At 47.5% G+C, this 21,031-nt stretch carries 18 protein-coding genes; 9 read left to right on the forward strand and 9 right to left on the reverse strand.

The genetic code is table 11. The annotated features are described in order from the left end of the window. The first annotated feature begins 42 nt into the window (after window positions 1–42). Genes I8H75_04225 through I8H75_04235 form a run of 3 tightly spaced genes read left to right on the forward strand, consistent with a single transcriptional unit; the run spans window position 43 to window position 4,312 of the window. The gene (locus tag I8H75_04225) at window positions 43–2,352 is read left to right on the forward strand and encodes a ribonucleoside-diphosphate reductase subunit alpha (GenBank protein ID MBH2006530.1); all 2,310 of its coding nucleotides are present in this window, start codon (window positions 43–45) and stop codon (window positions 2,350–2,352) included. Then, window positions 2,349–3,356, forward strand: a complete 1,008-nt coding sequence (locus I8H75_04230) for a ribonucleotide-diphosphate reductase subunit beta (GenBank protein ID MBH2006531.1) — start codon at window positions 2,349–2,351, stop codon at window positions 3,354–3,356. Before I8H75_04225 ends, I8H75_04230 begins: the two co-directional genes overlap by 4 nt. A gap of 44 nt (window positions 3,357–3,400) precedes the next feature. After that, entirely contained in the window at window positions 3,401–4,312 is a 912-nt protein-coding gene (locus tag I8H75_04235) for a site-specific DNA-methyltransferase (protein ID MBH2006532.1), read from the forward strand. A gap of 187 nt (window positions 4,313–4,499) precedes the next feature. Here the strand turns inward: I8H75_04235 and obgE are convergent, their stop codons facing one another. From obgE to I8H75_04250, 3 genes are read right to left on the reverse strand one after another with little or no spacing between them, the layout of a single operon-like run. Next, the gene (gene obgE, locus I8H75_04240) at window positions 4,500–5,483 is read right to left on the reverse strand and encodes a GTPase ObgE (protein ID MBH2006533.1); all 984 of its coding nucleotides are present in this window, start codon (window positions 5,481–5,483) and stop codon (window positions 4,500–4,502) included. After that, the gene (gene grpE / locus I8H75_04245; GenBank protein ID MBH2006534.1) at window positions 5,480–5,974 is read right to left on the reverse strand and encodes a nucleotide exchange factor GrpE; all 495 of its coding nucleotides are present in this window, start codon (window positions 5,972–5,974) and stop codon (window positions 5,480–5,482) included. The genes obgE and grpE overlap by 4 nt, the downstream gene beginning before the upstream one ends. 34 nt (window positions 5,975–6,008) lie before the next feature. Then, window positions 6,009–6,413 carry a nucleoside deaminase gene (locus tag I8H75_04250; GenBank protein MBH2006535.1) on the reverse strand — a complete coding sequence of 135 codons (405 nt, stop codon included), beginning with the start codon at window positions 6,411–6,413 and terminating at the stop codon, window positions 6,009–6,011. Window positions 6,414–6,469: 56 nt separating this feature from the next. Between I8H75_04250 and I8H75_04255 the strand changes: the two genes are divergently transcribed. Next, window positions 6,470–6,991, forward strand: coding sequence for a hypothetical protein (locus I8H75_04255; protein MBH2006536.1), 522 nt, complete (start codon window positions 6,470–6,472; stop codon window positions 6,989–6,991). Window positions 6,992–7,056: 65 nt separating this feature from the next. On the opposite strand, the gene I8H75_04260 is transcribed toward I8H75_04255, so the two are convergent. Then, window positions 7,057–8,097 (reverse strand): aminotransferase class V-fold PLP-dependent enzyme, encoded by a 1,041-nt coding sequence (locus I8H75_04260; protein ID MBH2006537.1) that lies wholly within the window; start codon window positions 8,095–8,097, stop codon window positions 7,057–7,059. A 124-nt stretch (window positions 8,098–8,221) separates the two neighbouring features. On the opposite strand from I8H75_04260, the gene I8H75_04265 reads away from it, so the two are divergent. After that, entirely contained in the window at window positions 8,222–8,644 is a 423-nt protein-coding gene (locus tag I8H75_04265) for a DUF192 domain-containing protein (GenBank protein MBH2006538.1), read from the forward strand. Between the two features lie 43 nt (window positions 8,645–8,687). Next, a complete protein-coding gene (locus I8H75_04270; protein MBH2006539.1) occupies window positions 8,688–9,800 on the forward strand; it encodes an EAL domain-containing response regulator in 1,113 nt (370 codons plus the stop codon). Window position 9,801: 1 nt separating this feature from the next. On the opposite strand, the gene clpX is transcribed toward I8H75_04270, so the two are convergent. The 4 genes from clpX to I8H75_04290 form a co-directional block, all read right to left on the reverse strand. Beyond that, on the reverse strand, window positions 9,802–11,043 hold the full coding sequence (clpX, locus tag I8H75_04275) for an ATP-dependent Clp protease ATP-binding subunit ClpX (protein ID MBH2006540.1): 1,242 nt from the start codon (window positions 11,041–11,043) through the stop codon (window positions 9,802–9,804). Between the two features lie 73 nt (window positions 11,044–11,116). Further along, the gene (folP, locus tag I8H75_04280; protein MBH2006541.1) at window positions 11,117–11,896 is read right to left on the reverse strand and encodes a dihydropteroate synthase; all 780 of its coding nucleotides are present in this window, start codon (window positions 11,894–11,896) and stop codon (window positions 11,117–11,119) included. After that, on the reverse strand, window positions 11,893–12,480 hold the full coding sequence (gene tmk, locus I8H75_04285) for a dTMP kinase (protein MBH2006542.1): 588 nt from the start codon (window positions 12,478–12,480) through the stop codon (window positions 11,893–11,895). The genes folP and tmk overlap by 4 nt, the downstream gene beginning before the upstream one ends. Before the next feature lie 5 nt (window positions 12,481–12,485). Continuing rightward, the gene (locus I8H75_04290; GenBank protein MBH2006543.1) at window positions 12,486–13,052 is read right to left on the reverse strand and encodes a tetratricopeptide repeat protein; all 567 of its coding nucleotides are present in this window, start codon (window positions 13,050–13,052) and stop codon (window positions 12,486–12,488) included. Window positions 13,053–13,168: 116 nt separating this feature from the next. Here I8H75_04290 and I8H75_04295 point away from each other — a divergent pair, with 116 nt between their 5' ends. Then, window positions 13,169–15,751: a tetratricopeptide repeat protein gene (locus I8H75_04295; GenBank protein MBH2006544.1), complete on the forward strand. Its 2,583-nt coding sequence runs from the start codon at window positions 13,169–13,171 to the stop codon at window positions 15,749–15,751. On the opposite strand, the gene I8H75_04300 is transcribed toward I8H75_04295, so the two are convergent. After that, entirely contained in the window at window positions 15,746–16,315 is a 570-nt protein-coding gene (locus I8H75_04300) for a superoxide dismutase (protein MBH2006545.1), read from the reverse strand. The genes I8H75_04295 and I8H75_04300 overlap by 6 nt on opposite strands. 247 nt (window positions 16,316–16,562) lie before the next feature. Here I8H75_04300 and I8H75_04305 point away from each other — a divergent pair, with 247 nt between their 5' ends. Together I8H75_04305 and dnaE are read left to right on the forward strand one after the other, a co-directional pair. Continuing rightward, the gene (locus I8H75_04305; GenBank protein ID MBH2006546.1) at window positions 16,563–17,432 is read left to right on the forward strand and encodes an Rpn family recombination-promoting nuclease/putative transposase; all 870 of its coding nucleotides are present in this window, start codon (window positions 16,563–16,565) and stop codon (window positions 17,430–17,432) included. Between the two features lie 91 nt (window positions 17,433–17,523). Further along, complete coding sequence (dnaE, locus tag I8H75_04310; protein ID MBH2006547.1) at window positions 17,524–21,006, forward strand: DNA polymerase III subunit alpha; 3,483 nt, start codon at window positions 17,524–17,526, stop codon at window positions 21,004–21,006. Window positions 21,007–21,031: the final 25 nt, after the last annotated feature.

Here is a 21,031-nt window from a genome sequence, read left to right on the forward strand (position 1 = left end):
TCTGATTCGCAATAATCTTGGTTTTTATTTGGGGTTTATATTATGTATGTTATTAAGCGCGACGGAACACGAGAAGAAGTAAAAATTGAAAAAATTCTGACGGCGGTTAATCGGGCCTGCCGTGGGATTGAGAATGTGGAATCGATTGAGATTGCTAAACGAACCATCAGTGGTTTGCACGATGGAAGTACCACTCAGGAGCTGGATCGACTCTCGATTGCGAATGCGGTGATGCTGATGTCGGAAGAACCAAACTACTCCAAAGTCGCGGCTCGGATGCTTTCAGAAAGCATTTTGAAAGAAGTGGGACGGGATTCAGCATTTCGCGATTGCATACGGATTGCTTCAGAATGCGGGATGATTGCGGATCGGGTACTGGAACTCGTTCAAGAGCAATTCGAAGTGATTGAATACGCGATTCATCACGAACGCGATGACTATTTTGAGTATTTTGGCCTAAAAACCTTAGCGGATCGGTATCTGCTTCGTCATCCAGAAACGCGCAAGATCATCGAACGACCTCAATGGATGCTCATGCGTGTATCGCTTGGTTTAGCAAACAACGTTCAAGAAGCCATCGATTTCTACAATCTGATCAGTCAATTTTATTATCTTCCGGCGACTCCTACATTGTTTAACTCAGGCACGCGTCATCCTCAGATGAGCAGCTGCTATCTGCTTACGGTCGGAGACGATAGCTTGAGTGGAATTTATAAATCCATTACGGATTCAGCCATGTTGTCCAAGTTTTCCGGGGGGATTGGAATTGACTGGACTTCCGTGCGTGCTTCGGGTGCATTGATTAAAAGCACGAACGGAATGAGCAACGGAGTGATTCCGTTTTTGAAGGTTTTTGATAGTTCCGTTCACGCGGTGAACCAAGGCGGCAGGCGTAAGGGGGCTGCAGCGGTTTATCTGGAGAACTGGCACAGCGATATTGAAGCGTTTCTAGAACTTCGAAATAATACGGGGACAGAGCAAAGACGAACTCATAATCTGAACCTTGCAATTTGGATTTCGGATCTCTTTATGCAAAGAGTTGAAGCGAATGAGGATTGGAGTCTTTTTACTCCAAATCAAGTTCCCATGCTTTTGAAGACTTATGGAAAAGAGTTTGACGCTTGGTATCAGCGTTACGAACAAGAAGGCTTGGCGCTCAAAACGATTTCTGCACGCGATTTATACGCTCGAATGACACAGACTCTGGCTGAAACAGGCAATGGATGGTTTTGTTTTAAAGACAAATCCAATTTACGCTGCGCTCAGACTGGGAAATCGGAGCACATGGTGCACAGCTCAAATCTTTGTACCGAGATTTTGGAAGTCACGTCGGCAGGAGAAACGGCTGTCTGCAACTTGGGAAGTATTAATCTATCCAGATTGGTTGGTCCAAAAGGTTTTGATTTTGAGAAACTTCAACAAGTGGTTGAGCTTGCGGTGACCTTTCTGGATCGAGTGGTGGATATTAATTTCTACCCAACTCAAGAAGCTGCGGTTTCGAATCAAAAATGGAGACCCGTTGGCCTTGGAATCATGGGCTTGCAAGATGCATTCTTTAAGCTGCGATTGCCATTTACCTCTGCCCAAGCCAAACAACTTTCAAATCGGATTTCGGAAGAAATTTACTATCATGCTCTCAAAACCAGCATGAAATTGGCACAAGAACTTGGCCGTTTTGAAGGGTTTGAGCAGTCGCGTTATGCGGAAGGAAAACTGCAAGTTCAACTGGCTCAAGATTGTGGACAAGCGTTACCCGAATTGCATCACGATTGGGATCGACTGGCTTTGGAAGTGCAGCAAAATGGACTTCGCAATAGCCTCTTAATTGCGATCGCGCCAACGGCTACGATTGCATCGATTCTAGGGAGCTTCGAGAGCATTGAACCTCAGATTTCGAATTTCTTTAAAAGAGAAACGCTGAGCGGCGAATTTTTGCAAGTGAATCGTTATTTGATAGCAGACTTAAAAGCTCTGAATCTGTGGACAGATGCTTTGCGTTCGAAGATCATTGCTGCAGAGGGTTCGATTCAGAATATTTCTGAGGTTCCTGAAGACTTGAAAGCGCTTTATCGAACGGTTTGGGAGATTCCTCAAAAAGAGCTGATTGATATGGCTGTGGCCCGATCGACCTTTATTTGTCAGTCGCAATCGTTAAATCTATTCATGGAGAATCCAAGCTTGGCTAAACTCTCTTCCATGTACATGTATGCCTGGAAGCAAGGTGTGAAGACGACTTACTATTTGCGCTCGCGAGCCAAAACGAGCATTCAAAAAACCACCATTCAAGTAGAAGACCAACAAGCGTTGGCTTGTTCCTTGGAAAACCCAGAAACCTGTGAGGTATGTCAATGATATTGGATCAAAAATTAGATTTAACGCTAAGGCCTATGAAGTATCCTCACTTCTTCCAGGCTTATAAAGACTCACTGAAAAACATCTGGACGACCGATGAGATTGATTTTTCGGTCGATTTAGAGCACCTGCGAGATCGCTTAAGCGCTCCCGAGGCCCATTTAGTCAAACGCCTAGTCGCTTTTTTTGCCACGGCGGATAACTTGGTTGCACACAACTTGGTTTTAAATTTTTACAAGCATGTGAATTCGCCCGAGTATCGTATGTTTCTGGGCAAACAGCTCTTTGATGAGATGCTGCACGTTGAGACCTATCTGCTTCTCGTGGATAATTACATTCCAGATCCAAACGAAAAGAAAGAAGCATTTGATGCTTATCAGAAAATCGAATCGATTAAATCAAAAGCCGATTTTTGCTTCAAGTACATGGATTCGATTGAGAAGCTAGACACGCTGGATACTCATGAAAAGAGGCGCCAGTTTGTTGAAAATTTGATTTGTTTTGCAGCTTGTGTAGAAGGCCTCTTTTTCTTTGGTTCCTTCGCATACGTGTATTTTTTACGCGATAAGGGGCTATTGCCTGGACTTGCGACGGCTACCAACTGGGTGTTTCGCGATGAGACCATGCATATTCTGGCGACGATGCAATTGGTTGGCGTCATTCGGCAGGAGTATCCTGAGCTATTTGATGACGTACTGGAAAAACGAGTGGAAGCGATGATGGAAGAAGCCATTCAGGTTGAAATGGCTTTTTGCCAAGATACATTAAGCTTGGGAATCAATGGAATGACTCAAGCGATGATGCTGGACTATTTGCGTTACGTGGCGGATCAACGTCTGGTGCAAATCGGAATGAAGAAAAAGTATAAGACGAGCAATCCATTCCCTTTCATGGTGCTCCAAGATTTGCAGCCGCTGACGAACTTTTTCGAAAAGCGAGTCACGGAATATCAAAAAGGATTTGACATCAAGAAAGAGTCGATTGTTTTTGATGAGTCTTTTTAGGTGGTATCGAAGATCAAAATCCGGTACAAGCCCTGAGTGTTGAAGTGCAGACCGATGTTGAGACCGCGAATATGAGCAATTGGGCCAAGGGTGAAGTTAACCCAATCGATTTAGGAAAAGAGTACGAGCCGGTTGCCAAGCCTTTGTTGGTATTGACGGGATCCCAATCCGTCATTTACCCTCTTCATCATCAGCTTTATACCGGTGAGAGTTTGGCGATTATGCGTTCTTGGCCGGACCACTTTTTTGATGCCTGCGTTACCGACCCTCCTTACAACATTGCCAAAGATCGCAAAGGCCTTTCTTGGGCCTTTTCGTCCCACGTCACGATCCAAGACGAATGGGACCGTTTCTCGAATACGGAATACGAAACCTTTACGGCCAACTGGCTCGCCGAAGTTTGTCGAGTGACCAAACCCAATGGCAATATCTTTATTTTTGGAAGCTATCATAATATCTATACGATTGGATCCATTGCGGCACGCATGGATTTAAGAGTTGTGAATAGCATTATTTGGGCGAAGCCCAATGCTCAACCGAACATTACTTGTCGAATGTTTACAGAAAGTACAGAGCAGATTCTTTGGCTTTGCAACAATACGAGCAAACAAGCCAAAAAATGGACTTATAATTATCAGCACATGAAAGAGCTGAACGGTGGAAAGCAGATGCGGAACTATTGGGAGATTCCTCTCACTCCGCAGCGAGAGCGAATTCATGGCAAGCATCCTTCGCAAAAACCGCTTCGCTTGATGGAACGCTTAATACTAGCGGGTACCCATCAAGGCGATTGTGTTTTAGACTGTTTTACAGGATCCGGTTCGACTTTGCTGGCTTGCGATCGCTTGGAGCGAGCTTGGGTGGGTATTGAGCGGGACCCCGTTTACAGCGACATTGCTCATCGACGCCTTGACGAAGAACGAAGGCAGCGGCGTCTTTTTCCTGCGAGCCCATAAAAAGTTAGAGCCACCCGATTGGCATTTGGTAGATTTTATCTGTTAACCAAGCCGTTTCTTTACTTTGGTTCAGCAGCAATCCAAAAGGTAAATGATGCTCCTGAATAAATCCTGAAAGTGCTTGAAGCTGCCGAAGCTACGAGATATGTCAATCATATCCGCATTTTACTTGCGGATATGACTGGCGTCAAGCGTGCGGCTTCAGGATAACCTCGGACCACAGCGTTTCTTTCAGCTTTTGGATGCCTTGGTGGGTAGCTGCCGAAATGTCTAGGCAATGCAGATTTTGCTGGGCGAATGGCGTTCGATCGAAATCTATGCCTAAGTCGCTTTTCGTGAATACAAGAATCTCCGGAAGCTCCAGAAGCGCAGGATTAAAACATTGGAGCTCGTTGCGAATGATCTGGTAGCGTTTCCAGGTGTCGTGGCCCGGTTCGATTAAGTGGCAAAGCACCCGAACACGCTCCAGATGTTTCAGGAAGCGAAACCCAAGCCCAACGCCTTGCGAAGCGCCTTCAATGAGCCCGGGAATATCTGCCATTACCAAGCTATCGTGCTCATGAATGCGTACAACACCAAGCTGTGGAGTGAGAGTGGTGAATGGGTAATCTGCAATTTTGGGTTTTGCTGCGCTGAGAACGGACAAAAGAGTGGACTTACCGGCATTTGGAAAGCCCAAAAGCCCAACATCGGCCATGAGCTTGAGCTCCAAACGCAGATTCTTTTCTTCACCCGGCAGGCCAGGCTTGGCGAACTCAGGTGCTTGTCGAGTCGATGTTTTGAAGCGAGTATTTCCCCAGCCTCCTGAGCCTCCATGACAGATGACTTCACGTTGTTGATGCTGGACAAAATCTGCTAACAGCTCGTTTGTATCGGAGTCAAATACTTGGGTGCCCACCGGAACTTTCGCGATTGCATCTTGGCCATGAGAACCGAATTTGTTTTTGGATTGGCCATTTTGGCCGCTTTGAGCTTCCAGTTTAAAGATGTAATGATAGTCGAGGAGAGAGTGTAGGCCCTCGTCAGCTTCAATCATAACACTGCCACCATTCCCGCCGTCTCCGCCGGCCGGCCCTCCCATCGGAATAAATTTCTCGCGCCTCCAAGAGACGCAGCCATTTCCACCATCTCCAGCTTTCGCGCAGAGTTTAACTTGATCCACGAACTTCATGAGGATTTCGCAACCACGACTCGAGCTGGACGCACCAATCTTTCATTCAAGAGATAACCTTTTTGATATTCTGCAAGGACTTGACCCGCAGGTACTGAAGAATCCGCTTGTTCTGCCATGGCTTCGTGCTTCATGGGGTCAAATACGGAACCGATCGCTGAAAACGAGGTGATGCCATAGCGTCCCAAGGTATCTTCAAATTGCTTGAGTACCATTCTGACGCCTTCGGATATGGCATCCACACTGCTGGCTCCTGTGGCCGCTGACACAGCTTGTTCCAGATGGTCTAAAACGGGAAGCAAGTCCTTCAGCAAGGATTCGCTTGCAAAACGAACCGAGATCTGACGATCCTTTTCGGAGCGTTTTTTAAAATTGTCAAATTCGGCGTATAGTCTTAGGTAGCGTTCCTGAAGAGCCTGAAACTCACTGTTGTCTTGTGCTGCAGAGTTTTCTGGTTTGTCGATATCTACGATCTCTGGGTTTTCAGTCATAGGCGCTTGATACTAAGCACCTACAAGCCAATCGTCAATCCGATGCATGAGTGCGAAGATGAGCAAAGAAATTTTTAAGCAATTGGGCAGATTCTTGCGCTAAGATTCCGGATTCCCATTGAGCTTCGTGGTTGATTCGGCCTTTGGTTTCGGAAGCGCCGCACACCACGCGGTCCAGCCTCGCGTGATGGATGGCTCCCAGGCACATCAGGCAGGGCTCTAAGGTAACGTATAAGGTGCAGGCCTTCAGGCGCCACCGGTTGAGCGATCGAGAAGCTTCTTGAATGGCTCGGATCTCAGCGTGAGCTGTGGGATCGTGATCGATCTCACGACGATTGTAGCCGCGGCCTACAATTTGATTCTCATGGACCACAATGGCGCCAATCGGAACTTCACCCATTGTGGACGCTTGTTCCGCGAGTTTGAGGGCTTCTCGCATCCAAAATTCATCCATTGGTTGCTTATACATCAAAAAGTTCTTAGAATCGGCACATTGTGTGGATCTTGCTGGCTATTTTTGTTGGACTCGTGGTGTTGACCTGTCTGTTGGCTTTGGGGTATCCTCTTCGTGGAACTTGGGAACGGGTGGAAAGCGGCAACCAGAGTATTTGGGAGCGCGATCGCATCACGCTGAATCAGTTCGGATTTTTAGTTTGGGGGCATCAGAACTTGCCAGCAGGAGTGCATCGTTACTGGGGGTTTTGCCTGGGACCTCATCTGTTTCTCAACCGGCGAGATTACGGTTTTCAGCTCTTAAAAAACGAAGGTTTTCCAGAAAAAATAATCCCATTGGTTCAAGGTCGGATCCTGATGCGGTACCGGCTCAGGCTAAGCTCGGATCGCTTGACCTTATGCGGCCAAGGAATACCGATGAAAGTGGAGTTTTTCGAAGAGAGCGCTCAGATTAAACAAATTCGGCCGGTAGAGCCCGTTCCAAGAAGTTATCAACGCTTAGAACTGATTCCGGCTCGTCCAGAGACGATCTCTGCCGGTGCTAAACCTGTTTACGATGCTTAGTGGACTCGAGTAAAAGGCAAGCCGGCTCCTTTGATTGCTTCCTCTTGCCGGAAGGTTCGAGAAAATTAGATCTTTAAAGCAATCAATCGTTTTGCCGCTTCTCGGATTTCCAGCTCGGTTGTATTTGGGCAGAGTGAAAGCCTGATCGTTGCTCGGGCTTCTTCTCGGGTTAGTCCTAACGACAACAGAGCAGGGCTTGGTTCGGGAGCCAGTGCACTGCAAGCAGAACCGAATCCGACGCAAACTCCTGTCTGATCCACGAGAATGCGTAATGCATCGCCATTGACACGGGAAAGGGCCAGAGCGCTGGTGTTGGGGAGTCTGGCGCCCGTCTCAGGTATCCGGCGCGCCATTGGCCACGCTTGGAGTAGCAGGCCTTCAAGCCGATCTCGGAGTGGTTTCAGATCCTGGTTTTTTGAGCGTATGAGTTCTATTTCGTCCGCGGCTGCGCCGAAAGCAATAATCAGTTGGCTTGCTTCTGTTCCGGGCCTTAAATTGCCTTCTTGGCCTCCTCCGGTCCAAGGAGCTTTGAGTCGTTTCGCTCGGTTGCGAAGTAAAATAGCCCCCACTCCTGGATACGCTCCAATCTTGTGGCCTGAGCAAACCATAGCATCGACTCGATCGGGTACCGAGCCTATTCGGCCAAGAGACTGCGAAACATCGGATACTAAAATGGCATCTGGGTTGATTTGAGCCAAAATAGGTTCCCAATCTGTGATAAGGCCCGTTTCATTGTGAGCTGCCGTTGCGAAGACGACATCGGCCGCTTCGATGGAAGGGGCCCAAGAACAAGAACGAAGAGGTTTGGCGAGAGAAGGATGTTCTAAGGCAGTTGACCAGACAGATAGTTTGCCGGTCGATAGAACGCTATCCACCAGCCAGCGATTTCCCTCGCTCGCTCCAGAGGTAAAAAAGACGTCTTGATCTTTGCCTCCTAACGCTTTTGCCACTTGAGAACGAGCCAAATCCAGGTGGGTTCGTAAACGGCGCCCCAGCTGATGAGGAGAAGAGGGGTTTGCACAGAGGTCTAAGCTTTGAATGAGAGCCAGGCGAGCCGCTTCGGTAGGCGGCAAAGACGCGTTTGCATCCAAATTGATGATATGCATGAAAATTTAGATAGATAATATCCTGCTCCGAGGCAAGGCAGTTCATGTTTCTGGCGGGAATGGCTATTGAGCCCGGGCAGACTCTTGTCGACCTGCCAAAGCTGCGTTAATTCCTCCTTACTTTATGCTCATTCGATCTCGCTTTCTCTGCTTCTTTTTCGTTGCTTTTTCGGCTCTGAATGCAAGTGGTATTCGAGTCTCGTTTGGCAAGCATGCAAAGTTTGAAGCAGAAATCGCCCAAACGTCTTCCGAGCTTGAGAGAGGTCTTATGCAGCGCAAAAGCCTTGCTCCCGGAAAAGGGATGCTTTTCGTTTTTCCCGATAGCCAGAATCGTGCGTTTTGGATGAAGAATACGTTGATTGCTTTAGATATGATTTTTCTAGACGATCAAAAGCGAGTGGTTGGAATCATCGAAAACGCCGTTCCATGGTCGTTGGAACGAAGGCAAATAGAAGCTCCTTCTCGATTTGTACTCGAAATCAACGCAGGCCAGGTGAAAAAATCGGGGATTCGCATTGGGTCAATCGCACGCTGGAAATTGCCGTGAAGATGCTTGTAAATCGGTCAATTTTGTGCTCGAGTACTTCCTCGTGAATCACGAATTTCAGCGTATCGTCATCGTCGTGGATGATCCTGTCGCGAAAGACAAGATCGTCCAAACCATGAAGCAAGATCAAATGGAGGTTGTGACTTGCGATGAGCCAGAAGCTGTGGAAGCACTGCTCTCGCAAAAGCCGATCCGCATCCTCGTGGTTGATGTGCCTCGAGGTTTCAACTTAGCTCACCACGTCGCCGCTTACTATCCAGAGACGATTCTTGTAGGAGTTGGAATTTCTTGCGATGAAGTGCAGCTTCGCCGAGCAGAAAGAGCGGGTATTCAGATTTTACTGAACGAACTCAACTGGGAAGCTCCCGAGAGCCAATGCACAACAGGATCTGTTCAACATTTTGAGAAACTGGAACAGTTTCTTGCCAAAGATGATGTAACGGCATCTCTACAGCCCATTGTCAGTTTGTCGAATCCAAAGCCTTACACGCTGGGTTTTGAAAGCCTGGCACGCTCTCCCAGAGCTTTGCCACTTTGGAATGCCGAAACCCTTTTTACTTATGCTGCTAAAAAAGAACACTTATTGGAGACCGATCTTTTTTGCATCCGTGCAGCTCTTCGAGAAGCTTGCCACGTTCCGCAGTTGAACAAACTGTTTATTAATTTAAGGCCCCGCTCCGTCAACCACCCCGCTTTTATTTCTAAGCTTCATGCCTTGCTGGAGAGGACAAATTTCTCAGCGAGCCAAATTGTATTTGAGTTGACTGAGCAACAAAGCATTCTCAACTTATCCACTTTCTTAGAAAACTTAAAACGGATTAAAAAGCTGGGTTTTGAAATCGCGCTCGATGACTTTGGAACGGGTTTTGCCAACCTGGAGTGGTTGTACGATCTGCAGCCGAGCTATTTAAAAATCGCTGGACTCTTTTGCCGCAACATCGAAACGGATACCACGAAACAAATCTTACTCGCGGCTACGACTGAAATTGCTCAGAAACTTCAGATTAAGACCGTACTTGAGAACATTGAAACAAAGCGTGAACGAGACATGGCTGAAAAACTGGGCATCAATTTCGGACAAGGTTACTTTTTTTGTAAGCCAACTTCCGCTCGTTCGATTCTGGAGAGCAATTGGCACTCTCAGTACCCTTGGTAACTTAGCCGCTCCCAACGAGCGCGGAACCAAATTCAAGCTCTGGCTCACCGGCATGGTTAATCACATTTTCCGTAATCGTACAGCTCGTAATACCTTCTAAATAAGGCACTTGATACATGATATCGAGCATGGCATCTTCCAAGACTGCGCGTAAGCCTCGTGCACCGCTCTTGCGAGCAATCGCTTGTTTGGCAACCGCTCGCAGTGCTTCTTGCGTAAAGCCAAGATCGACGTTCTCGAGCGCAAAAAGTTTTTGATATTGTTTCACTAAAGCGTTTTTGGGTTTTTGGAGAATCTCGAGCAGATCACCCTCAGATACTTCGTTTAATGCTGTTACAACCGGCAAGCGGCCGATAAGTTCTGGGATCAATCCAAAGAAAATCAAATCTTCGGTTTCTACCTCAGGCAAGGCACTTTGTTTCTGAGTGGCATCCGATGCCTCGAAACCGATTTGTTTTCGTCCAATTCGTTTTTGGATAATGTTGTCCAAGCCGACAAAAGCTCCGCCACAGATGAATAAAATATCTTTGGTATCCATTTGCAAGCCTGAATCCTGTTGGCCGAATTTCTTTGTCCCTTTGGAAGAAAGCGTGATTTTGCTCCCTTCAATGAGTTTGAGCAAAGCTTGCTGGACCCCTTCGCCTGAGACATCTCGAACCGCAGATCGACCTTCGCTTTGGCGTGCAATTTTGTCGATCTCATCGATGTAGACAATGCCTTTTTGAGCTTTTTGGACATCGCCATCGGCCGCTGAAATCAAATGAAGCAAGATATTTTCGACATCTTCTCCCACGTAACCAGCTTCGGTAAGCGTTGTTGCATCCGTCACACAGAATGGAACCTTCAGCATTTTCGCAAGACTTTGAGCCAGAAGGGTTTTTCCGGTCCCCGTAGGCCCGATCAAAAGAACATTGCTTTTTTGAAGCTCAACGTTTTGATTTTCATCGGTGTGATTGATCCGTTTGTAGTGATTATAAACCGCAACCGACAATACTTTTTTAGCAGAATCTTGACCAATGACGTAGGAATCCAAAAATACTTTAATGTCTTGAGGCGTAGGCAAAGCCACTCGATCAAATTTCATGGGCTTTGCATTCTCATGGACAATGCCGTCGCACAAAGTGACACACTCATTGCAGATATAGACCTGTGGGCCTGCAATTAACTTGCGCACCTCCCGTTGGGTTTTGCCGCAAAAAGAGCAGCCTAGCAGGTTAATTTTTCGCCGCTTCGGTATCTTCATTATCGGCTGTAGTGAATCATATTTTTGACTTCCTGAAAAGCCCATGCGGTGCAGAGGGCTGTAAGAAGGAGACTTAGCTGCTTTGGGCGCTGAAGAGCTTGATGGCTTGCACAACCGCTTGGACGTTGTGAACGCGGAAAAACGAACACTTTTGATGCAAGGCTCGAAGAGCAACTCCGACCGTAGCATAATCCCGGTCTGCGGGAGTCGAAATTCCAGCAATATCGCCTATAAATTTTTTGCGACTGGCGCCAAGGTATAGTGGGGCGATGGAGGCGAATTCGTTCAGATGTTCCAGAATACAAAGGCACTGATTAGTTGATTTTCCAAACCCAAGTCCCGGATCAATGACAATTTGCTCCGTGCAAAGTCCTGCTTCGAGCGCCACTTGCACTCTTGAGTGAAGGTAGGCGCTGACATCGGAGATGAGATCCGGGTAATCCAGACGTTTCTGCATGGTTTCGGGCGTGCCTCGCATGTGCATGAGAACGACTTGTTCAAAGCACGATGCAACTTGCAGCATGTCCGGGTCGTGTGTAAGAGCTGAAATATCGTTCAAGCGGGTCACGCCTAAGTCAAAAGCTGCTTGAGCTGTGTTCGCGTTTCGCGTATCGATGCTCATGGGGATTTTTTGGCTGGCGAGCTCTCGGATGATGGGGAGTACTCGCCTCTGCTCTTCCTCTGGGCTGACTTTCTGAGCTCCCGGCCGAGTGGATTCCCCGCCGAGGTCTATCCAGCTTGCCCCTTCCAGCATCAATCGTTGTGCGGCTTCAATCGCTTCCTTCACGCAGAGATAGCGCCCTCCATCGGAAAAACTATCGGGGGTGCAGTTGAGAATACCAATTATTTTCATTGGTGCTTCAACGTTTCTTGAAGCAGTCGCTGAGTGACTTCTTCTTGGGTGCCACATCCATTGACTACGATGGCATCGATTGAGGGAGCTAACTCCAAGTAGCGATCTCGAATCGTATGTTGAAGGTGATCGACTTCGAATATTTCTTCGATGCTGCCGCGTTTTTCTCGCCTCGACCTTGCTTCTGCAACCGAGGTGTCGATCAAAAGCGTGAGCTTGGGAAGTGGAGCAAATTGGTTGATACGCCGGATCCAATCTTCTGAAATCTGAAGACTTTGATACACCCAGCTCGACAGGAGATAACGATCGCAAATAACATCAAATCCTTCGTTTAACTTCGGCTGAATTTCAGTTCCGTAATGATGGAGTCGATCTGCAGCAAATAAAAGAGCGAGAGTTTCAGGGAAATATTGATGCTGCTCAACTTGGCCCTGCAAGAAAGTCCGTATTTCTTTGCCGATCGAACCGAGGCTCGGTTGCGCGGTTACGTAGACCCGACGACCGGAGGCTTCCAGGGCTTTGGCTAAAGCGTGTGCTTGGGTGGTGTGCCCGGATCCATCAATGCCTTCAAGTGCAATCAACATGCCGCTCAGACTAACACATTAGCATTTTGATTCCAGCGTTGGATTTGCTGTTTGAAAAATGAATCGTTTGGGAAAGCCTCTAAGGCTGTTTGATAAAGGCGTAGGACGAGACGATCTTGATGATCTAGGCTCAAGTAAGTGGCCAAAGAGGCATAAGCTGGGTAAAACAACGGCGCATTGCGAATGCATTTGAAGAGAATCTGGATCGAATCACGATGCTGACCAAGATTGGTCTTTAATTTTGCCAATTCGTAAAGTGCAAGAGGGTTCGCCGGAGCGCTACGCAATGATTTTTGCAGCGCTTCTTCCGCAGCTCGCCATCGCCTCATTTTTCTCAGTACGCAACCAAGATTGTAGAATAGATGAGGGTCGTGAGGGAATAGAGGCGTTGCGTGGGCAAAAGCACTTAAGGCGTGTTCGTTGTCTTCCTGGATTCCGTAATAGATTCCTTCTAAAATCGTTAAGTAAGGATGATTTCTATTTTTTTTCTTGGCCGATGCAATCAAAGAGCCCGCCAAGGCAATTTGCCTATTCGATAAAGAGTCTCGGATTTCTTTAATTTCGATCTTCATAATAGGTATAATAATAACATATGGTCAATCCAGTCAGCGGAACAAATCCAATTGGAGAAAATAATTACAACCCAAGCCAGAAAACCATTGCAGATTACCATGCTGCAATTGAGGACATGAATGCGAATCCTCCGAATTATTCAGGGGCTTATCAAGCTTTCAAAGATATTATTGAGAACGATAAAATTTTTCCGGATCAACATCCTGAAATTTATTACTATGCGGGCTTAGCGGCGGAATATTCAGGCGATATCGCTGCGTTCAAGGATGCGAAGAAATACCTGCAAGGCTATGTCAACCGACCAAATCCAGATCCTAAAATGCTGATTTCAGCCAAAGGGCAACTGGATATGATTGATGGCCAAGAAGCACTGAATGGCCACCATTACCAAGAAGCTTTGAGTGCTTTTCAAAAAGCTGGAGTGGACGATCCGAGCTTAAGCCCTGGGCTGCAGAGCACAATTCAGCAGATCAAAGGCCAAATCGATGTTGAACACGCCGACCAGGCCCAGCAGCAAGGTGATTTGGTAAGTATGATCCACTGGTATGAGCAAGCGGAGAGAGACTGCCCTGAGATGGCTTCTCAGCTGGATCCAGTCATTGCACAATTAAAAGACGAGCAAGAGGAAAACGAGACGATCGATCGTTCTATGAACCAAGCTCAGAACGAAAGCGATCCTCAAGTTGCGAATCAGATTCTCGAAAGGATCTACGCTCAGTACCCTGATGCTCACGAAAACGTCCCTTTGATTGCAGTCATGATTGCGAGCAATCAGGCGAACGAGGTCATGTCTCCTCCTAATGGGGCTCAGGGAGACCCGGTCGAAGCCATGCAGATTTTGGAGAACATGATCCAAGAACATCCGAATACGGTCAATGAGCAGTGTCCTTACCTGTACTATACGATGGCTCAGTATGCCATGCAATCCGGTCATCTGGAGCAGGCGAAGCGGTTTTTTTCAGAATTTGAGCCCTTTATTTCGCAATACACGGGCAATGCTTCTTTTATGGGCCAAATCGCTTACATGAATCAGCAGCTTAATGGCTCCAACGCAAAGCTCTCGAATTGGGCGAACTATATGGCAGACTGGTTGGGGCAGAAGACGGGCATCCATGCAAACTGGTGGCTCAATAATGTGATCAATTCGGCCCAGGGAGTCTTGTTGAACACCGATGGGATGGATCATTTGAACGCAGGAGCGCGCTTTGGAAAGCATCCGCTTTTTTATCACAAACATGTTCAGGGAATGGGCGATGAAAAAGCCACTGTTCAAGAAAGACTGAACCACATTCGTTCAGCGCTCGTGAACGTTTCCGATCCAGAAGAAAGAGCAAGGCTTCAACTCGAACAAAGCAGCCTTGAAAACGAAATCCATCAAATTGAACAATCCCGAAACGGTCAATGGAGATCGGAGCGAAGCCCCGATGCGGCCAAACAAGAGAAGCGAAGTCAAGCGGGTTTCTTTCGAGACATCAAAACAACGATTCAAAATCGAGAGGATGAAGGTGTGAAGAACGATCGAGGAGACGTGATTGCCAAAGGGGAAGGGGCTTTGGATGATCCTTCTGCTCCCGGTTTTTGGGGATTGGGAACGACTCTTCAGCAAGCCCAAGCTTCTTACCAGAACCTTGGAATGGTCGATGCTGTTTTGAGCGATTCGAAGTCGAATGAAGGTTTAAGAGATTATACGATGACAGCTTCCGGCGGCACCCATGTATTGAATGCCGAGGAGCGTCTTTTTAACATGTGCTATGGAGGGCCCACAGCCGCGGGTCTTGGGGTTCATTGGATGGATGGAGCTCAAGCTCGAGCAGACCTAGTGGATGAAGAGTATGGGCTTAATTACGCTGGTGGCGACACGAGTCTGGGAGGGCAGACTTTTTCGATCGACAATGGAAACGCTTTGGCAACGGGTGGAGCAAACGAATCGGCGGTGATCGGTACTCAAGCAGATGCCCACGGCGGGTTCTCGGTTGGAAGCAGAGGAATTGCTGTAGGTGCTAATACCGGAGCCTTCGGAGGGGCTCAGGCTTCCGGTCAGGTCCAGGCCAATTTGTTGGGCCAGGGTGGGTTTGTGATGGGGCAAGCCTGGGCGGGATTGGGAGCAAAAGCGAACTGCGACATCTCCTTGGGAGCTGACACACACTTCTCGTTTGGAATTGGAGCTGCGCTTGGAATCGGTGGTTATTTACAGGTTTCGGGAAATATCAACTTTGAAGCGATGGGCCAAGACCTGGCGGCTATTTACGGCGATGATCATCATTCGTTGAGTGGCATGCTGTCCCGGGCAACTGAAATGGCCGGAAGCGTCACGGCGGCTGGAGGGGCGATGGTAGAGCATGCTGCTGGTGATGTTCACGATTTGCTCGGAGACGCCCAAAATTATCTTGGAGCACGGGCTGTTAACGATGTGTTCCATGCTCAGAACGCAGGTCAATTTTTTCAAGGTGTGGGTGAGGGAGCGGGCGAACTGGCCACCGATGCTGCGGATTTGGTTCCGGCAGTAGCTGTTGGGGTGAACGCTGCCAAACAAATTGGCCAAATGGCGTCTCAAGTAGGAGAAGACATCGCGCACGGCGAAATCGGAGATGCGATTCAAGACACCGTCGAAGACACGGCAAAAGGAGCTTGGAATATCGTGAAAGACACCGCGGTCACTGCTTGGAACGCGGTGAAAAGGCTGTTTAGTTGGCTATAATGATTGGAGGTTTTGGTTGGCAAAGTCCCAATTGACGAGATTCCACCAAGCATCGACGTATTTGGCCCGTGCGTTGCGATAGTCGATATAGTAGGCATGCTCCCAGACATCGCAAGTGAGGATTGGGTTTTCGTTTGTTTGCAGAGGAGACTCAGCATTGGAAGTAGCCCGAATCACAAGCTTGCCGGCGCTATCTTGAACCAGCCAAGCCCATCCGGAGCCAAATTGACCAAGCGCTGCTTGGGTAAACAAGTTTTTGAAGGCTTCAAAGGATCCGAAGTCACGATTGATGGCTGCCTGAACACGATCTTTGGGTTCCTGGCCGCCTTGGGGGGATAAGGAATGCCAATAGAACGTGTGGTTCCAAATTTGTGCGGCGTTGTTAAAAATGGCTCCCGATTCGGTACGAATCAATTCTTCTAAGGGGCGATTTTGAACCAGATTGTTCAGATTGGTGACGTAAGTTTGGTGATGCTTGCCGTGATGATAATCCAGGGTTTCTTCTGAGATGTATGGGGCGAGAGCATTCTTTGAGTAGGGCAGTTCGGGCAATTTGTAAGTCATCGTTAAATCTCCAATAATCTTTGAGAGTGGGTGTCGAGACACGCTTGAGCTCTTGCAAAAATCGAATTTGCGGCCAAGATGAGGCTCCCAATCGAGCCAGAGCAACCCTATAGACTTGGCGGTTGATAAAGTCAAAATCCCAATTTTCAGTGATTGTGTAAGACGGTCGTTATCTTCTGGCGTTTGGGCTCAATTTTCGAGGGCCTCTCTTTTTTTTAGGTTTCTCGTGTGCTAAGATCCGAAGCGTATGGAACGGTATTTAGACCCCACGAATGATGTTGGATTCAAAAAGGTCTTTGGTAATGCTGAACGATTGATGGATTTTCTAAACAACATTTTGCGGTTACCGGCCGGTAAAACGATTAAGGATCTCGAATTTGTATCCACCGAGGAAATTCCAGATTTGGGGCAAGGAAAAAGAAGTCTGTTTGACCTCAAATGCCAGGATGAATCGGGAACTTATTTTTTGATCGAGATGCAGTGCCGCAGAAGTCCTTTTTTCTTAAAGCGGATGCAATACTATGGGGCTCATGCTTATACCTCTCAGATTGGCCGTGGGGTGAAACACGCCGGACTCCTGCCGGTTGTAGTGGTCGCGATATTGAAAGAAGCCATTTTTCCCGCTGAAGTAGGAGTGATTAGTTACCATCGAACCCTCGAAACAAAAACGGGCCAGCATCATTTAAGAGAACTTTCGTACGTTGTTGTTGAGTTGGAAAAGTTTGATAAGCGAGTAGACCAGCTTCAGAACTTTGAAGATGAATGGCTTTTTTTCTTAAAAGAAGCTCATTCGAGCTCCAGCCTTCCGGTGTTAAAAGATCGGTTGGTAACGCAGGCATTTGAAACGATGGAGAAAGCGAATTGGAGACCAGAAGAGTACGATGCTTACATTCGGGCTTTATTGCTTTTGGAAACCGAAGAATTGAGAGCTGAATCGGACAGAGCGGAAGGTAGGGCGGAAGGTAGAGCCGAAGGTTTGGTCGAAGGCGAGGCTAAGGGGGAGGATAAGGCTCGGCTTGAGGTAGCAAAAAATCTGATTCAGTCTGGCATGGATATCGGATCCGTGATCAAGCTAACCAGACTGGATCCTGGGCAGATTCAAAAACTTTCTAGCTGAGATAATTGAGAAGGCTCAAGCTAAGAGAGATTTGAAGTTTCTGGCATGACATTGATCTTTGCTTTAAGGTTTGGCACAGTGCAAGTTTCTTATGTCCGTGAATGATTTTGCCCATTTGCATCTGCATACGCAGTATTCTTTTCTTGATGGCGCCATTCGCATAAAAGACCTTCTAAAAAAAGTCACTGAATTGGGCATGCGCCAGGTTGCCGTCACCGATCATGGCAATATGTTTGGGGCGCTTGACTTCTATATGCAGGCGAAGAAAGCAGGCATCAAGCCGATTCTGGGAATGGAAGCTTACATTACAGGGGCTTGCAAGCATACCGATCGCGTTCGAGAAAATTTTCACTTGGTCTTATTGGCCGAAAACAACATTGGCTACGATAACTTGCGAAAGCTGAGCTCGAAAGCATTTACCGATGGTAAATATTTCTACCCTCGAATTGATAAAGACCTGCTTTACGAACATCGAGAAGGCATCATTGCGAGTACGGCTTGTTTGGGGGGAGAAGTAGGCAAGAAGTGTGCCAAAGGCGATCTGGATGGAGCGCGGCAAGTGGTTCGAGACTTTAAGCGAATTTTGGGCCCGGATCACTTTTTCTTAGAAGTCCAGCCAAACGGCATTGAGGTTCAGAACACAGTGAATGCCCACTTGGCGCAACTGGCGCGTGATGAAGGCCTCAGACTCATTGCAACCAACGATTGTCACTATGTGAACCAAAGTGAGCACGATGCTCAAAATATTTTAATGGCCATTCGTCAGCAAAAGGCTTGGGATGATCCAACGCTGCATAAACATGAGACCGACGCGTTTTACATTCGATCGGGACAAGAGATGTGGGACCTATTGCAAGGAGACTATGCAGCAGCGTTTGAAACCGCTTGTTCGGTAGCAGCTCGATGTCAGGTGGATCTGAAGCTTGGCCAAAGTTTCCTGCCGAGTTTTCAATATCCTGAGCGTTTTAGCGATGAAGCAGACTATGTGAGGCATTTAGCCATCCAAGGTCTTCAAAGACGCTTTGAAGAACTTAGCTATCCGGTGGATCGAAACCAGTATCAAGAGCGGCTTGAAATCGAATTAGGCGTGATTATTCGGATGGGATTTTCAGGTTATTTTCTGATTGTTCAAGATTTTATTAACTGGGCAAAAAACAATCGAATCCGAGTCGGACCTGGACGAGGTTCTGGGGCGGGAAGCTTGGTCGCGTACGCGCTTCGGATTACAGATATTGATCCGATACCCTACAATCTTTTGTTTGAGCGATTCTTAAATCCGGAACGTGTATCGATGCCCGATTTCGACGTGGACTTCATGCAGGAAAGGCGTGGAGAAGTGATTCAGTACGTGACGGACTGTTACGGGCGCGATCACGTTGGGCAGATTGCAACGTATTCGGGTTTGAACCCTAAAAGTGCGGTGAAGGATGTCGCTCGAACGCTCGGAGTACCGTTTTCGGAGGTGAACGAGTTAACGAAGCCCATGCCGCTTTTGATCGATGGGCAAAAGCCGGACTTGGATACTGCTCTTGAATACGCACCAAAGCTGAAAGAGAAGGCGGAACAGGACCCCTTGTATCGCCGGGTGCTCGACACGGCTCGTGTCCTTGAAGGCCTCTATCGGCAAGCAGGTATGCATGCAGCAGGCATTGTGATCGGAGATAAGCCGCTGGTGGACTACGTTCCGATTTTTCAAGGTCAACACGGCGAACTAATTACGCAATTTGATAAAGATAAAGTCGAATACGCTGGCTTGGTGAAGTTTGACTTTTTGGGTCTCAAGACGCTTGACGTCATTACTCATGCTGAAGACCTCGTGAACGAACGGCTGATTTTAGAAGGAAAACCGCTCCTCAAAGTTGAACTGCTTTCTCCAGACGCAGAAGATTCAAGGGCCGTTTATAACTTAATTGCTTCGGGCGATACATTGGGTATTTTTCAGGTAGAGTCTTCGGGATTTCAAGATCTGTGTCGTCGCTTAAAACCCGACTGCTTTGAAGATATTATTGCGGCTGGCGCACTGTATCGGCCGGGCCCCATGCAATCTGGAATGGTTGACGATTTCGTGGATCGAAAACATGGAAGGCAGAAAGTCATTTACCCGCATGCACTTCTGGAGCCTGTTTTAAAGCCTACCTATGGAACCATTGTGTACCAGGAACAAGTGTTGATGGCAGCGCAAGTTTTGGCAGGCTATTCTCTTGGCAAAGCTGATTTGCTTCGACGAGCCATGGGAAAGAAAAAATTTGAAGAAATGCAACAGCAGCGAGCAGAATTCGTTTCTGGTTGCAAAGCCAATGGTGTGGAAGGGAGTCAAGCAGGAAGCATTTTTGACTCGATCGAAAAATTTGCTGGGTACGGTTTTAATAAAAGCCATGCGGCTGCTTATGCACTCATCACATACCAGACGGCCTATTTAAAGTGTTACTATCCCGTTGAATTCATGGCCGCGCTATTGACCACCTCTTCCGATAATACCGAAGATGTTGTGAAATACGTGCACGAAGCTCGGAGTTCCCGCATTCAGGTTCTGCCGCCGGATATTAATGCATCTTCTCGAAAGTTTACCGTTGAAGAGGGTAAAATTCGCTTTGGCCTCGAAGCCGTTAAAGGCCTTGGAGATGCAGCCTTGGAGTCCATCTTGGCGGTGAGAGTTCAAGATGGGCCATTCAAAAACTTGTTTGAGCTGTGTGAACGCATGGCAGCTCAGAAAATAAATAAAAAAATCCTAGAGTCTTTGACAAAATCGGGAGCTTTCGATTGTTTGGAACGACCCCGGAAGCAGCTTTTTTTATCGATTGAGAAAGCGCTTGCTTGCGCTCAAAAGTCAAACAAGGATCGTCAACGAGGTCAAGCTTCTCTTTTTGGATTCGAGGCTGAGAGCGCCGAAGTTTATGAGCCTGCCAAAGAATGGGGAGAAAAAGAACGCTTGAATTTTGAGCGAGAAACGCTGGGCTTTTATCTTTCGGGACATCCTCTGGATCGTTATCAAAACGAGGTAAAAAGACTGGGTTTGGTTTCTACGATGCATCTTCATCAGAGTAAGCACAACGAAACGGTGCAAATGATGGGTATGGTGACCGACCTCAGAGAAAGACCCTTAAAGAGCGGAGAAGGGCGTTGGGCGATTATGAGCATCGAAGATAACTTCGGGCATGCGGAAGTCTTAGCATTTAATAAAGTTTTTGCTGAGTTTGAGCACGTTCTCAAAAGCAAAGAACCGATCTTGTTTAAGGGGCGTGTCGTGGTGGATGATGTGGATGATGAAGGCGGCGTGAGCCAAGCGAAGATAAGACTGGAGAGTGCTTTGCTACTTTCTGAGGCTCAAGAAGAAAAAACGCGTTTTGTCGATGTGTATCTGAACTCCGAGCACGAAGAAGCTCTTGCCCAGATTCATACTCTGTGTCTTCAGAACCCGGGAGTAAAACCATTGCGTTTTATTTTTCAGCATCGAGAAGGCTACTTGACCTACTTAATGTGCAGTGATCGAATTCGAATTCACGCGAGCGAAGCCTTTGTCCATTCTTTGGAAGGGCTTAACGGAGTTGTGAAAGTTGAACGTACCAGTATTTAGAGAAGGTGTTTTCTATTTCCGAGCC

It is taken from the genome of Myxococcaceae bacterium, assembly GCA_016000045.1.
Taxonomy (GTDB): Bacteria; Myxococcota; UBA727; order UBA727; family JABDBI01; genus AER2-1.

Coding starts and splice junctions, on each gene's coding strand:
- tmk (MBH2006542.1), bottom strand. CDS start 12,480: ATGTTGATTGCACTTGAAGGCATTGATGGATCCGGGCACACCACCCAA.
- I8H75_04260 (MBH2006537.1), bottom strand. CDS start 8,097: ATGCATATCATCAATTTGGATGCAAACGCGTCTTTGCCGCCTACCGAA.
- I8H75_04265 (MBH2006538.1), top strand. CDS start 8,222: ATGCTCATTCGATCTCGCTTTCTCTGCTTCTTTTTCGTTGCTTTTTCG.
- I8H75_04250 (MBH2006535.1), bottom strand. CDS start 6,413: ATGCGAGAAGCCCTCAAACTCGCGGAACAAGCGTCCACAATGGGTGAA.
- I8H75_04300 (MBH2006545.1), bottom strand. CDS start 16,315: ATGACTTACAAATTGCCCGAACTGCCCTACTCAAAGAATGCTCTCGCC.
- I8H75_04305 (MBH2006546.1), top strand. CDS start 16,563: ATGGAACGGTATTTAGACCCCACGAATGATGTTGGATTCAAAAAGGTC.
- I8H75_04295 (MBH2006544.1), top strand. CDS start 13,169: ATGAATGCGAATCCTCCGAATTATTCAGGGGCTTATCAAGCTTTCAAA.
- obgE (MBH2006533.1), bottom strand. CDS start 5,483: ATGAAGTTCGTGGATCAAGTTAAACTCTGCGCGAAAGCTGGAGATGGT.
- I8H75_04230 (MBH2006531.1), top strand. CDS start 2,349: ATGATATTGGATCAAAAATTAGATTTAACGCTAAGGCCTATGAAGTAT.
- clpX (MBH2006540.1), bottom strand. CDS start 11,043: ATGAAGATACCGAAGCGGCGAAAAATTAACCTGCTAGGCTGCTCTTTT.
- dnaE (MBH2006547.1), top strand. CDS start 17,524: ATGTCCGTGAATGATTTTGCCCATTTGCATCTGCATACGCAGTATTCT.
- folP (MBH2006541.1), bottom strand. CDS start 11,896: ATGAAAATAATTGGTATTCTCAACTGCACCCCCGATAGTTTTTCCGAT.
- grpE (MBH2006534.1), bottom strand. CDS start 5,974: ATGACTGAAAACCCAGAGATCGTAGATATCGACAAACCAGAAAACTCT.
- I8H75_04290 (MBH2006543.1), bottom strand. CDS start 13,052: ATGAAGATCGAAATTAAAGAAATCCGAGACTCTTTATCGAATAGGCAA.
- I8H75_04225 (MBH2006530.1), top strand. CDS start 43: ATGTATGTTATTAAGCGCGACGGAACACGAGAAGAAGTAAAAATTGAA.